Raw genomic sequence first — 12,898 nt, forward strand, 5'->3', positions numbered from 1 at the left:
CGCCCCGCGGCCGGCGCACTCTTGTTTATTTTCCAATTGCTTGCGCGGATTCGATGGCAGCGTGGGGTTTTCAACCATCAAACGGGGAACGAGATGATCAAAGGACTGCGCACGATGATTTATGCGAAGGCATCCGCGTGGCCGAGCTGCTCGACCCGTACGGCAAGCAGGTCGGGCTGATCGAGAATCGTCGGCCGGATTAGCCGAACGCGTCATCCGACGCCGGGCCGCTGCCGACGCCAGTCGGGTTACGCCCGATGGGCTAAGCCGACCTACGAAAATCTCGCGGGGTTCAGCGCAATACCAGCTTCAGCGCCGGTTTTTCGCCGTAGTCCTCGTAGCGTTCGTTGATGCCGGCGATGCAAAAAGTCACTTCCTCGAGGATGTCCGGCACTTGCAGGCGCATCGCCTCGGCGTCCCGCACCACGATTTCCAGCGTTTCGTCGGCCTTGAGCAGGAATTGCGTCATGCCGTCCTCGTCGCGCAGGTAGCTCAGGCAGTCGACCCAGGCGTCCATGGTGTCGGCGTAAAACTCGGGAAAGCCGAGGGCGCGCTTGCATTGTTCGTGGAAGCTGGTCCAGTCGGTGATGGCACTGCCGTTGAGTATGGCGCTTGGCATATTATTTCTTTTCTTTGTTGGGGTCGGTGACAAAACTCAGTTTGCTCAGGCCGTTGGACTGGGCCGCCGCCATGACTTGCGCCACCGCTTCGTAGCGGGTGGCCTTGTCGGCGCGCAGCTGCAGTTCCGGTTGCGCCGGCAGGGCGGCGGCCCGCGCCAGGCGCGCCCCCAGCTCGGCCGGGGTGAGCGCGTCGTTGTCCCAGAACACGGTGCCGGCGGCGTCGATCGCCAGGGTGACGGTGGCGCCGGGGTTCCGCGGCGCGGCGGCGGCCTGGGCGCGCGGCAGCTCAAGCTTGACCGCGTGCGTGAACATCGGCGCCGAGATGATGAAAATCACCAGTAGCACCAGCATCACGTCGACCATCGGCGTGACGTTGATGTCGGCCATCAGCGGCTGCTGCCGGTGGTGGTTGAAGCTGCCAAAAGACATCGTGCCTCCTCCTCTACGCGAATGCCGGCGGGCGCCGGTTAGTGCCGCCGGGCGCGGGCGCCGCTGGTCAGGTAGGCGTGCAGGTCGTGCGCGAACGCGTCCAGCTCGGCCAGGGTCAGGCGGTTGACGCGGTTCAAGCCGTTGTAGGCCAGCACGGCGGGAATCGCCACCGACAAGCCGATGCCGGTCATCACCAACGCCTCGCCGACCGGTCCGGCGATCTTGTCGATCTGCACCACGCCGGCGCTGGAGACGGCCGCCAGCGCGTGGTAAATGCCCCAGACCGTGCCGAGCAGGCCGACGAAGGGCGCGGTCGAGCCGATCGAGGCCAGCAGCGTCAAGCCGCTTTCCAGCCGGGCGCCGCCGCGGTGGATCGCCAGGCGCAGGACCCGGGTGATTTGTTCGGCCGGTTCCATCTCGGCGCCCAGCGAAGCGCCGCCAGCGGCCGCCAGGTGCGCGGCGCCGTGCTGCGCCAGCGGCGCGTAGACTTGTTCCGGGTCGGCCAGGGTCAGCGCGGCGACCGCGTCGGCCATGCTGGGGGCGGCCCAGAACGCGTCCAACGCGACCGCGCTGCGGCGGATGCGCCAGGCGCTCCAGCCCTTGGACAGGATCAGGTACCAGCTCAGCAGCGACATCGCCAGCAACACGTAGGCCACCGCGTGGCTGATCGCGTCGCCCTGCGACCAATAGCGCGCCAGGCTGAAATGGTTGTCGAGGGTCGGGGTCATCGTCGGGCGGCGCTCGCGGTTAGCGCTTCAGCGCCAGCACGTCCTGCATGTCGTACAGGCCGCTGGTCTTGCCCGCCAGGAAACGCGCGGCGCGCAGCGCGCCTTGGGCGTAGGTGGCGCGGCTGCTCGACTTGTGGCTGATTTCAATGCGCTCGCCGATGCCGGCGAACAGCACGGTGTGGTCGCCGACGATGTCGCCGCCGCGGATGGTGGCAAAGCCGATCGTCGACGGGTCGCGCTCGCCGGTGACGCCTTCGCGGCCGTAGACGGCGCACTCCTGCAAGTCGCGCCCGAGCGCGGCGGCCACCACTTCGCCCATTTGCAGCGCGGTGCCCGACGGCGCGTCGACCTTGTGGCGGTGGTGCGCCTCGACGATTTCAATGTCGTAGCCTTCGGACAGGCTCCTGGCGGCCATTTCAAGCAGCTTGAGCGTGACGTTGACGCCTACGCTCATGTTGGGCGCCATCATGATCGCGGTCTTTTCGGCGGCGGCGGCGATGGCCGCCTTGCCGGCGGCGTCGAAACCGGTGGTGCCGATGATCATTTTGATGCCGTGCTCGGCGCAGTAGGCCACATGCTTCAGCGTGCCCTCGGGGCGCGTGAAGTCGATCAGGTAGGCGGCGCCGGCCAGGCCCTCGGCCAGCTCGGAGGCGATGGCCACGCCGGCCGGCTTGCCGAGGAAGGCGGCGGCGTCCTGGCCGATGCCGGGCGCGCCGGCCACGTCCAGAGCGCCGGCCAGCACGGCGTCGGGCGCCTGGTCGATCGCTTCGATCAAGATACGGCCCATGCGTCCGCTGGCGCCGGCAATTGCAATTTTCAGTTCAGTCATCGCTATTCTCAAGGAATTATTTAGTCACTTCGGGCGTCGGCGCGGGCGTCGGCGGCTTCGCCGCCGGGGCCGGCGCCGCGCTCGTCAAGGCCGGGGCCGGTCCGGCGATGCGGGCGATGTATTCCTTTTCGGTCGGCAGGTTGCCGCCCTCGAAGCGCTCGACCTTGCCGTCCTTGAAGAAGACGACCACGCGGCTGGTGGTCAGTTCGCCATTGCCCTTGGCCAGGCGGAACGGATAGTCCCAGCGCTCGCCGTGGAACACGTCGGTCAGCAGGGGCGTGCCGAGGATGAAGCGGACTTGCTCGCGGCTCATGCCGACTTTCAACTGCGCCAGCATTTCCTCGGAAATAAAGTTACCTTGCTGAATCACCGGACGGTAGGGCGAAAACACCCACAGGAATTTTTGCAGCGGCGTCACGGTGCTGGTCTGCGCGCCGCTGGCCGGTTCGACGGCGGCGCCGCCTTCCTTGGTCGCGGCTGGCTTCTCGCCGAGCACGCTGCGGCCCGCGCAGCCGGACAGCGCCAGCGCGGCGCACACCAGGCCGGCGAGCAGTGGCGTCCTTGACGCAATACGGTGCAGCAAAGATGGCGATAAAGCCGTGGTTACGCGCATAAGTGTCCTCAATTCGATTGAGCAGAAGTGCTAAAACGCTATATGATAAAGCACATGAACCATATGCGAGCAAAACATGAGTAACAATCCTAGCGATCTGAAGGCCAGCGGCCTGAAAGCCACGCTGCCCCGCCTAAAGATTCTGGACATTTTCCAGAGCAGCCCGGTACGCCATTTGACGGCCGAAGACGTGTATAAGGTCCTGTTGGCCGACAATATGGACGTTGGCCTGGCCACCGTCTACCGCGTGCTGACCCAGTTCGAGCAAGCCGGTTTGCTAAACCGGAATCATTTCGAAACCGGCAAGGCGATCTTCGAATTGAACGAAGGCTCGCACCACGACCACCTGGTGTGCCTCGACTGTGGCCGCGTCGAAGAGTTTTTCGACGAGGAAATCGAGCTGCGCCAGCAACGCGTGGCCGAGGAACGCGGCTTCAAGATTGCCGAGCACGCGCTGGCGATCTACGGCAACTGCATCAAGGTTGCTTGCCCGCACCGGGCATAATACGCTACGCGCCGCGGGTCTTTCCTATGTGGCGCGCCGCGTCAATGCTGGCTGAGCGCGCTCGATAACAGCTTCGCCGTGATGTCGACGATCGGGATCACGCGCTCGTAGGCCATGCGCGTCGGCCCGATCACGCCGAGGGTGCCGACGATTTTGCCGTTCACCTCGTAAGGCGCGGTGACCACGCTCATCTCGTCCATCGGCACCAGGTTCGACTCGCCGCCGATGAAGATCTGCACGCCGGTGGCCTTGCTCGACACGTCCAGCAGTTGCATCAGCCCGGTCTTTTGCTCGAACATGTCGAACATTTGCCGCAGCGAACTCATGTTCGAGGACAGGTCGCTGACGCTGAGCAGGTTGCGCTCGCCGGAGATGACCATGTCGTCCGAGTTGTCGGCCATCGCCTCGCTGCCGGCCTCGACGGCCGCCTGCATCAGCCGCCCCATATCGTCGCGCAACTGGCGCAGCTCGCCCTGCAGGCGGATGCGCACGTCGTCGAACGACAGGCCGCCGTAGTTTTGGTTGATGTAGTTGGCCGACTGCACCAGTTGCGCCGGCGTGTAGTCGGCCGCGGTCAGCAGCAGGCGGTTTTGCACGTCGCCGGTGGGGCCGACGATAACCAGCAGGATGCGCTTTTCCGACAGGCGCAGGAATTCGATTTGCTGGAACACCGATTCGCGCCGCGGGCTCAGCACCACGCCGGCGAACTGCGACAGCGACGACAGCATTTGCGCAGCGTTGGCGATCATTTTCTGCGGCTGCTGGATTTGCAGGCGCATGCGCGACTCGACCGCGTGCTCGTCGATGTGCTGCACCGTCAGCAGCGTGTCGACGAAGATGCGGTAGCCGCGCGGGGTCGGGATGCGCCCGGCCGAGGTGTGCGGACTCGACACGTAACCCATTTCCTCCAGGTCGGCCATGATGTTGCGGATGGTCGCCGGCGACAGCTCCAGCCCGGAGATCTTCGACAGCGCGCGCGACCCGACCGGCTGGCCGTCGGCGATGTAGCGCTCGACCAGGGCTTTGAGCAGTGTTTGGGCACGGATATCGAGTTGCATAAGTCTATTCTCGGCAGACGCGGGGTGCGCTAGTTACTTGGCTCCATTATGCACGCTGGCAGGCGCGCCGTGCATCATTCTTCCGCATGGCCGTCGAGCCAGAGCAGCAGTTCGTCAAACGTCGCGCAAATAGCGTCCGGGCGCACGCCCGCTTCAAGGTGGGCCTCGCCGCCGAGGCGGTTCAGCCACAGCGCGCGCATGCCGGCGTTTTGCGCCCCGACCACGTCCAGCTGCAAATCGTCGCCGACGTAGACCGCCTCGGCCGGCGCCACGCCCAGCGCCGCGCAGGCGGCGTGGAAAATGGCCGGGTCCGGCTTGGCGCGGCCGAAGCGGTTGGCCGCCAGCGACACCGTGAAATGGTGGGCCATGCCGATGCTGTCGAGGTCGGCCACGCCGTTCGAAATCGATCCAAGCAAGATGCGGCCCTGCAGCCGCGCCAGCCCCGGCAGCACGTCGTCGTAGGGCGTCACGGCGTTGCGCGCGGCGTGGAACAGCGCCATCGCCGGCGCCACCTTGGCGGCGTCGGCGCCGACCTCCTCGAAGGCGGCGTGCAGGCCGATGCGGCGCAGTTCGCCCAGGTCGATGTGCAACTCGGGCCGCTCGGCCAGCAGGGCCAGGCGGCGCGCGCGCAACTGCGCGATTGAAAACCGCCGCGCCACCGGCGGCGCATGCCGCGCCAGCCAGTCGTGCAGCGCGACCTCGGCGCGGGCGATGACGGGGCCGATCGGCCACAGCGTGTCGTCGAGGTCGAACAGCATGGCTTTCGGGCGGGGCGGGCGTAACTGCTTCATGGATATCGGGGGCTTCGCTGTGGATGGCCGTATTGTCGCACTTATCGGCGCCGCCGGCCTGCGTGCGCGGCGCCGGGCGCGCCGCCGCGCAAGGGGAAAATTGTTACAGGGAGATACAACAGGGGGAGCCCGGATGTTGCCGGATATACTAAAATAGCTGCCGCGAGCGCGCACGCGCGGCGCCGGCCCCGTTACCTGATTCGTTTGGAGAATGTATGAAAAACTTGTATATGCGCTCGATGCTGGCGCTCGCCTGCGCCGCCACCCTGGCCGCTTGCGGCGGCAAAGACGACGGCAACCTGAGCCTGGGCGGCAGCGTCGTCGGCCTCTCGAAAACCGGGCTGCAACTGAAGAACGGCAGCGCCACCCTCGACGTGGCCGCCAACGCCGGCACCTTCGCGTTTACCGAGCGGATCGCCTCCGAGTCGAACTACGACGTGCAGATCAACAAACAGCCGACCGGCGCCGATTGCACCGTGCTCAACGGCAAGGCCAAGGCGTCCAACTTCAACATCACCAGCGTGGTGATTTCCTGCCTGACCAAGCAACACAAGCTGGGCGGCACCGTCAGCGGCCTCGCGGCTAGCGAAAGCGTGACCCTGATCAACGCCCCGGAGCAGCTTGTCCAGACCGGCAGCGGCGCCTTCACCTTCGCCTTCACGGTTGGCGAAGGCAATAACTACGGCGTGAGCGTGCTCAAGTCCTCCCCCGGGAAGGTGTGCAGCCTGCCAAACGGCGGCGGCACCATGCCGACAACCGACTTTAACGGCTTGACCGTCACCTGCGTTCCCGAATAACCCTACCGACGCCGGGCCGGGCGCCGCCGGCACCATCTATCCCTGGAGACACACATGAAACTATCTTATCCGCGCACCCTCGCCGCGCTGACCATCGTCCTGAGCCTGTCCGCCTGCGGCGGCAAGGAATCGTTCCAGGTCAACGGCACGCTCAGCGGGGTGAGCGACAACGACCTGGTGCTGACGAACAACGGCGACACGGTGGCGCCGAAGAAGGACGATACCAGCTTCACGTTCCCCAAGCAAATCGACTATGGCACCGCGTATAACATCACGGCGAACCAGCCGGCGCACATGAATTGCAGCGTCGCCGGCGGCAGCGGCAGCGCCGGCCACTTCACCTCGATTACCGCGACCGTCGTCTGCACGCGCCAGACCCGCTTGTTGGGCGGCAGCGTGACGGGCTTAAAAGTGGGCAACACCGTGAAATTGGCGAACGGAAAGATCGAAACCATCACCGTGACCGGCACCGCCGCCGCCAGCGTCGCCTTCCAGTTCGCCGTGGTTGCCGACGGCACGCCGTACAGCGTGGTGGTGGTGCCGCCGCAACCCAACGCCCCCAACCAGACCTGCAGCGTCGCCAACGGCGCCGGTGTGATGGGCACGGCCGCCGTCAGCAACGTGCTGGTCACTTGCATCTAAATAGGAAGGCAGATATTCAAATTCCATATGAATGATATGTGAAATATAAATTGGCGTTATATGCGGCGCCACAGCATAATGCATCTGTCTCCTCCAACTCTTCCAAGAATTGGATTTAGCCCGCTTTTACCAGCGGGCTTTTTTTTGCCCGGCTTTTCGTGGCGGAGGCGGTGGTGAACGTAAAAAAAACCAGCGCAAGGGGCGCTGGTTTTTGACGTCCGCCGCGGCCTTTACGCCGGCGCCTTCAGCAGGTTGGCCAGCGCGACGTACTGGGCCAGGCCCACCGTCTCCGGGCGCATGCTCGGGTCGATGCCGGCTTCGACGATCTGCGCCTCGGTAAACATGCCGGCCAGGCAGTTGCGGATCACTTTGCGGCGCTGCGAGAACGCCTTCATGACGACCGCCTCCAGCGTTTCCAGGTCGCACGGCAGGCGCTCGGCCAGCGGGATCATGCGCACGATCGCCGACTCCACCTTCGGCGGCGGGTCGAACGCGGTCGGCGGCACGATGAACAGCAGGTGCATGTCGTAGCGCCATTGCAGCATCACCGACAGCCGGCCGTAGGTCTTGCTGCCGGGCGCGGCGACCATCCGTTCGACGACCTCCTTTTGCAGCATGAAGTGCTGGTCTTGCACCAGCGGGGCGATTTCCGCCAGGCGGAACAGCAGCGGGCTGGAAATGTTGTACGGCAGGTTGCCGACCACGCGCAGCTTTTTGCCCTCGGGCACGGGGATCGTCGCGAAGTCGAACTTCAGCGCGTCGCCGGCGTGGATCGTCAGCTTGGCCGGGTTGAAGGTCTTTTCCAGGCGCGCGACCAGGTCGCGGTCGAGTTCGACGACGTGCATCTTGTCGAGCCGCTTCAGCAGCTGCTCGGTCATCGCGCCCAGGCCGGGGCCGATTTCGACCAGGGCGTCGTCGGACTGCGGCGCGATGGCGGCGGTGATCTCGTCGAGGACGTATTTATCGTGCAGGAAATTCTGGCCGAAGCGCTTGCGGGCAATGTGTTTCATATTCTTGTTTTCAGTGGGGTGGGACGCGCGGCGCAATCAGCCGGCGCCGGCGCCGTGGCGGCGGCGCGCTTGCACCATCCGCACGGCGGTGTGGATGGCCGCTTCCATGCTGGCGCAGTCGGCCAGCCCGAGGCCGCGCGCGGCCAGGTCGAGCGCGGTGCCATGGTCGACCGAGGTGCGGATCAGCGGCAGGCCGAGGGTGATGTTGACGCCGTTGCCGAAGGTGGCGTATTTGAGCACCGGCAAGCCCTGGTCGTGGTACATCGCCAGCACGCAGTCGGCCTCTTGCAGGTATTTCGGTTGGAACAGCGTGTCGGCCGGATACGGGCCGCGCGCGTCGATGCCGCGCGAGCGCGCCGCCGCGATGGCCGGGGCGATCGTCTCGATCTCCTCGCGCCCCAGGTAGCCGCCCTCGCCGGCGTGCGGGTTCAGGCCGGCCACCAGGATGCGCGGCGCGGCGACGCCGAATTTCTCTTGCAAATCATGGGCGATGATGTCCAGCGTGGTGGCCAGGCCGGCCGCCGTGATGGCCGCCGGCACCGCCGCCAGCGGCAGGTGGGTGGTCGCCAGCGCCACCCGCAGCGGCGCGGCGGCGCCGGAGCCGCCCGGCTCGCCGGCCAGCATCATCACCACCTGGGCGGTGCCGGTGCGTTCGGCCAGGTATTCGGTATGCCCGGAAAAGGCCACGCCGGCGTCGTTGATGGTGCTTTTCTGCAGCGGCGCGGTGACGATGGCGTCGAACCAGCCGGCCGCCACGCCCTCGACGGCGGCGTCCAGCGTGGCCAGCACGGCGCGGCCGTTTTCCTTGTCGAGCACGCCGGGCACGACGTGCGCGGCCAGCGGCACGTCGACCACGGCGACGCGGCCCGGGCCGAACTGCGGCAGGCCGCCGTTGCGCAGTGCCTGCAGCGACAGCGCCGCCAGCTTGATCCCGGGGTCGATCAGGCTGGCCGTCAGCGCCAGGAAGGCGGCGTCGCCCAGCAGCACGCAATTGACCGTGTCGCGCAGCGCCCAGGCGGCGCGCAGCGAGATTTCCGGGCCGATGCCGGCCGGCTCGCCGCAGGTGACGGCGAGCGCCGGGCGGGCGCCGGGACGCGCCGGGGTGGCTGGGCTCATCGTCTTCTTACTTGTCGTCGGCGCGGAATTCGACGTAGGCGCGGTCGCGCACTTCGCGCTGCCAATCCTCGGTGGCCTCTTCCAGCTTGCGCTCGCGCAGCGCGTTGCGCGCCAGGTTGCGCTGCTTTTCCTTCGAGACGTCGTCGCTCTTGCGCTCGAGCACCTCGATCAGGTGGAAGCCAAAGCTCGTTTCCACCGGCGCGCTGATTTCGCCCGGCTTCAGCGCGGCCATCGCGGCCTCGAATTCGGGCATCGTGTCGCCCGGATACAGCCAGCCCAGGTCGCCGCCCTTGGCGGCCGCGCCGTCGGTCGAAAACAGCCGCGCCAGCTCTTCGAACTTGGCGGCCTTGTTGTCGAGGCGCTCCTTGAGTTCGGCCAGCTTGCGCTTGGCGTCGTAGGCCGACACCGTCGGCGTGACCTTGATCAGGATGTGCCGCGCGTGCGTTTGCTGCACCGCCGCGCTGGCCTGGGCGTCGGCGGCGCTGCGCTTGTCGACCAGCTTCAGGATGTGGAAGGCGCCGGTGCTCTTGATGATCGGCGTGACCTGGCCCGGCTTCAGCTTGGCCAGCTGCTCGGCGAACAGCGGCGGCAGCCGCTCCGGGCTGCGCCAGCCGATCTCGCCGCCCTTCAGCGCGTCGGCCGCCTCCGAATAGGTGCCGGCCATCTTGGCGAAGTCGGCGCCGGTGCGCAACTGGCGCATCACTTCCTCGGCGCGGGCGCGGCGCGCGGCGATCTGCTCGGGCGAGGCGTTGTCGGGGATGCGCACCATGATTTGCGCCAGGTTCAGCTCGACCTGCTCGCGCGCCGCGGCCTGTTCGGCCGCCATGAAATTGTCGACCTCGGCGTCCGAGATCTGGATCTTGGCGTCGACCTCGCGCTCGCGCAGGCGCTGCAGCACGATCTCGCTGCGGATCTCCTCGCGGAAGGCGGCGAAGGTGGTGCCCTCCTTCTCCATCTGGTTGCGCAGCTCCTGCACCGTCATTTTCTGCTGTTCGGCGATGCGGCCGATGGCGCGGTCGAGCGTCAAGTCGTCGACGCGGATACCCATTTCCTTGGCCAGCTGCATCTGCGCGCGCTCGACGATCATCCGTTCGAGCAACTGGCGCTGCAGGTCGGCCTGCTCCGGCAGCGCGACGTTTTGCGCCTTCATGCGCCGTTCGACGGTCTTGATGCGGGCCGCCAGCTCGTTGCGCGTGATGACGTCGTCGTTGACGACGACGGCGATCGAGTCGATCGGCTTGCCCGTGGCGGCGGCCGCGGCGCTCTGCGCCCAGGCGCCGGGGGCGCTGGCGCCGGACAGCGCGCACAGCAAAACCGCTGCAATTTTCAGTTGGTGCATACTGGCATTCCGCATAATGTGTAGAGCGCTCATGAGTTCGGGTGGATAAAAAAACCGCCGGCCACGGCGCTGGTAAGGGCGCGCCGCCGGCCGAAAGTTCCGGTGCTACTGCCATCCCTAACGGCTGGACGGCGTCAGCCTTTGATAGCCGGGGATGCTCTTCGTCAACGTATCGAGCGCGTTGCTGCCGAAGCCGAGGTTGCTCGACAGGCCGATCAGCTCAAGCTGGAAGAAGATCGAATTCGAGACGCTCTTGGTAGTCGTCACGAAGCGCTGCGCGCCCATCCGCAACACCCAGCAGTCCTGCTTGTATTCGAGGCCGGCCAGGCTCTCGAGCACGCGCCGGTCGCGCATCGAGTAGCTGACCCGGCCGACGCCGTACCAGCGCGTCGACAGCGGCCACTGGCCGGACACCAGCACGTTCTTGATGCCGTTGACGCCGCGCAGGTAGCGGTGCTCCAGGTTCAGCACCTTTTTCGGCGCCGGCTGCCACTGCGCGCCGTAGTTCCAGCTCATCGAATGGCCCTCGTCGCGATTGTACTGCACCGCGCTGTCGAAGCCCCAGGAATCGGCAATGCGGCCGGCGCCGGCCAGCAGCACGTCGGAGCGGCTCGCCTCGTTGGCCGCGGCGCTACCCAGTTGCACCCGCTGCTCGTTGAAATAGAAGCGTTGACCCAAGGCCAAGCGCAGCCGCTCGGCGCCGTTCGGGTCGAGGAAGCGCGACGTCAGCGCCGCCGTGACCTGGTTGGCGTCGCCGATGCGGTCGGCGCCGACGTAGCGGTTTTCGCTGAACAGCTGGGCGAAGCTGAAGCCGGCGTCGGAGGTGTCGAACAGCGGGAAGGCGCGCTGGTCGCGGTATGGCGTATACACGTAGAACAGGCGCGGCTCCAGCGTTTGGGTGACGGCGCGGCCGAACAGCTTGGCGTCGCGTTCGAACACCAGGCCGCTGTCGACCGACACGGTGGGCACGGCGCGCGTCAACGCGGTGTCCCGGTATTGGACGCTGCCGACGGCGTTGTTGTTGTCGAGCTGGTAGGCGCTGGCGTTGAGCACCAGCTTGGGCGTGACGAAGTAGCCCGGGCGCATGAACGGATAACTGACCTGCGGCACCGCCACCAGGCGGTTGCCGCGTACCTGCTCGGGGTGCCAGAAACGCGTCAGCTCGCTGTCGACGGCCCAGTCGAAGCCGCCGGCGACGTCGAAGCGGCCGGCGTGCAGGTTCAGCGACGGCAGCCGGTCGTACGGGCGCGGCACGAACAGGCCCGGATTTTTCTCCGCCCCCGGGTCTTGCAGCACCTGGTAGTTTTGCACGCGCGCCGTGGCGTTCCAGAATTCGCCGCGGTAATCGGTGCGCAGCTCGCGCAGCAACTGCCGCTCGGCGCTGGTGGCGACGGTTTTCGAGAAATCGGTCGGATAGTCGTTGTCCGAGGCGCTGCGCAGGTTCCAGCCGTACGACAGCCCGGGCGCCAGCGCCTGGGTGTGGACCGAGTGCAGCATATAGCGGTCGCTGTCGCGCACCTTGTCGTTGGGCAGGTACTCGATATACGTTTCGCCGGCGTAGCCGCCGGCCGCCGTTTCGCCGAGGTAGCGCGCGTTGGCGCCCAACTGCAGGCCGCGCCGCTGTATGTATTTCGGGTACAGCGTCAGGTCGCGGTTCGGCGCGATGTTGACATAGTAGGGCACCAGCAGTTCCAGGCCGTTCTTCGAGTCCAGCCGCGGCGTCGGCGCCAGCCAGCCGGAGCGGCGCGCACCCGACAGCGAGAACGAGATCGCCGGCGTGCCGAGGATGGGCACGCCCTTGAAATACACCACCGTCTTGCCGCCGGTGCCGACGTCGCGCCCGGTGTCGAGGTTCAAGGTGCTCGACTTCAGATACCAGTCCGGCTTGGTGCCTTCGCAGGTGCTGTAGGTGCCGTCGACAACGTCGGCCTCTTCCGAGTTGATGAAGTCGATCCGCTCGGCGTGGCCCTGGCCGTTGCCGACCGCGATTTTATAGGTCGGCTTGAGGGCGAAGCCGCGCCCGGTCTCCAGGTTCAGCTTGAGCAGCTCGGCGCTGTAGTAGTCGCCGAAGCGCCACATGCGCACATTGCCGCTGGCGTCGAGCTGGTCCTCGACCATCTGGTAGCAGGCCGTGTCGGCGGTCATCCTGGTCTGGTCGCGCACCACCTCGGCGTCGCGCTCGAGGTTTAACTCGCGCTCGGCCCGGCCGCTGATGTGCTCGGCGCGCAAATGGGTGGGCGCGTTCTTGTCTTCCACGTGCGCGGCGCGCTTGGGCGTTTGGGCGTGGCTCGGCACCGCGGCGAACGCGGCGGCGATGGCGCTCAGGGCGAAGGCCCAGCGCTGCGACGATGGGGGGGCTGTATACCAGCTCATGAAAAGAAGAGGTGAAACACCATGGCAGGCGATTTTTTGATTGCAATC

The 12,898-nt window shown here is 66.4% G+C and carries 14 protein-coding genes; 3 read left to right on the forward strand and 11 right to left on the reverse strand.

The annotated features are described in order from the left end of the window. Positions 1 to 292: 292 nt before the first annotated feature. Genes JANGC3_RS0126510 through JANGC3_RS30295 form a run of 5 tightly spaced genes read right to left on the reverse strand, consistent with a single transcriptional unit; the run spans position 293 to position 3,219 of the window. Positions 293 to 619: a barstar family protein gene (locus tag JANGC3_RS0126510; protein WP_017879523.1), complete on the reverse strand. Its 327-nt coding sequence runs from the start codon at positions 617 to 619 to the stop codon at positions 293 to 295. A gap of 1 nt (position 620) precedes the next feature. Beyond that, on the reverse strand, positions 621 to 1,049 hold the full coding sequence (locus JANGC3_RS0126515) for an ExbD/TolR family protein (protein ID WP_017879524.1): 429 nt from the start codon (positions 1,047 to 1,049) through the stop codon (positions 621 to 623). A 38-nt stretch (positions 1,050 to 1,087) separates the two neighbouring features. Next, positions 1,088 to 1,777 (reverse strand): MotA/TolQ/ExbB proton channel family protein, encoded by a 690-nt coding sequence (locus JANGC3_RS0126520; RefSeq protein ID WP_017879525.1) that lies wholly within the window; start codon positions 1,775 to 1,777, stop codon positions 1,088 to 1,090. 19 nt (positions 1,778 to 1,796) lie between these two features. Beyond that, positions 1,797 to 2,606, reverse strand: a complete 810-nt coding sequence (dapB, locus tag JANGC3_RS0126525; RefSeq protein WP_017879526.1) for a 4-hydroxy-tetrahydrodipicolinate reductase — start codon at positions 2,604 to 2,606, stop codon at positions 1,797 to 1,799. 16 nt (positions 2,607 to 2,622) lie between these two features. Then, on the reverse strand, positions 2,623 to 3,219 hold the full coding sequence (locus tag JANGC3_RS30295) for an outer membrane protein assembly factor BamE (RefSeq protein WP_081612042.1): 597 nt from the start codon (positions 3,217 to 3,219) through the stop codon (positions 2,623 to 2,625). Positions 3,220 to 3,295: 76 nt separating this feature from the next. Between JANGC3_RS30295 and fur the strand changes: the two genes are divergently transcribed. Beyond that, positions 3,296 to 3,724: a ferric iron uptake transcriptional regulator gene (gene fur, locus JANGC3_RS0126535; protein WP_017879528.1), complete on the forward strand. Its 429-nt coding sequence runs from the start codon at positions 3,296 to 3,298 to the stop codon at positions 3,722 to 3,724. A 41-nt stretch (positions 3,725 to 3,765) separates the two neighbouring features. Here the strand turns inward: fur and hrcA are convergent, their stop codons facing one another. Together hrcA and JANGC3_RS0126545 are read right to left on the reverse strand one after the other, a co-directional pair. Beyond that, positions 3,766 to 4,782 carry a heat-inducible transcriptional repressor HrcA gene (gene hrcA, locus JANGC3_RS0126540; RefSeq protein ID WP_017879529.1) on the reverse strand — a complete coding sequence of 339 codons (1,017 nt, stop codon included), beginning with the start codon at positions 4,780 to 4,782 and terminating at the stop codon, positions 3,766 to 3,768. A gap of 74 nt (positions 4,783 to 4,856) precedes the next feature. After that, on the reverse strand, positions 4,857 to 5,573 hold the full coding sequence (locus tag JANGC3_RS0126545) for an HAD family hydrolase (RefSeq protein ID WP_232429822.1): 717 nt from the start codon (positions 5,571 to 5,573) through the stop codon (positions 4,857 to 4,859). Positions 5,574 to 5,788: 215 nt separating this feature from the next. Here JANGC3_RS0126545 and JANGC3_RS0126550 point away from each other — a divergent pair, with 215 nt between their 5' ends. Next, complete coding sequence (locus JANGC3_RS0126550) at positions 5,789 to 6,370, forward strand: hypothetical protein (protein WP_017879531.1); 582 nt, start codon at positions 5,789 to 5,791, stop codon at positions 6,368 to 6,370. A 54-nt stretch (positions 6,371 to 6,424) separates the two neighbouring features. Continuing rightward, entirely contained in the window at positions 6,425 to 7,012 is a 588-nt protein-coding gene (locus JANGC3_RS0126555; RefSeq protein WP_017879532.1) for a hypothetical protein, read from the forward strand. Positions 7,013 to 7,242: 230 nt separating this feature from the next. Here JANGC3_RS0126555 and rsmA read toward each other — a convergent pair whose 3' ends face one another. From rsmA to JANGC3_RS0126575, 4 genes are all read right to left on the reverse strand, one after another. Continuing rightward, complete coding sequence (gene rsmA / locus JANGC3_RS0126560; protein WP_017879533.1) at positions 7,243 to 8,022, reverse strand: 16S rRNA (adenine(1518)-N(6)/adenine(1519)-N(6))-dimethyltransferase RsmA; 780 nt, start codon at positions 8,020 to 8,022, stop codon at positions 7,243 to 7,245. A gap of 36 nt (positions 8,023 to 8,058) precedes the next feature. Next, complete coding sequence (gene pdxA / locus JANGC3_RS0126565) at positions 8,059 to 9,138, reverse strand: 4-hydroxythreonine-4-phosphate dehydrogenase PdxA (RefSeq protein WP_017879534.1); 1,080 nt, start codon at positions 9,136 to 9,138, stop codon at positions 8,059 to 8,061. Positions 9,139 to 9,145: 7 nt separating this feature from the next. After that, positions 9,146 to 10,492: a peptidylprolyl isomerase gene (locus JANGC3_RS0126570; protein WP_026133555.1), complete on the reverse strand. Its 1,347-nt coding sequence runs from the start codon at positions 10,490 to 10,492 to the stop codon at positions 9,146 to 9,148. A gap of 102 nt (positions 10,493 to 10,594) precedes the next feature. Next, positions 10,595 to 12,850 (reverse strand): LPS-assembly protein LptD, encoded by a 2,256-nt coding sequence (locus JANGC3_RS0126575; RefSeq protein ID WP_017879536.1) that lies wholly within the window; start codon positions 12,848 to 12,850, stop codon positions 10,595 to 10,597. Positions 12,851 to 12,898 lie beyond the last annotated feature (48 nt).

This window comes from Janthinobacterium sp. CG3, from assembly GCF_000344615.1.
Taxonomy (GTDB): Bacteria; Pseudomonadota; Gammaproteobacteria; order Burkholderiales; family Burkholderiaceae_D; genus Janthinobacterium.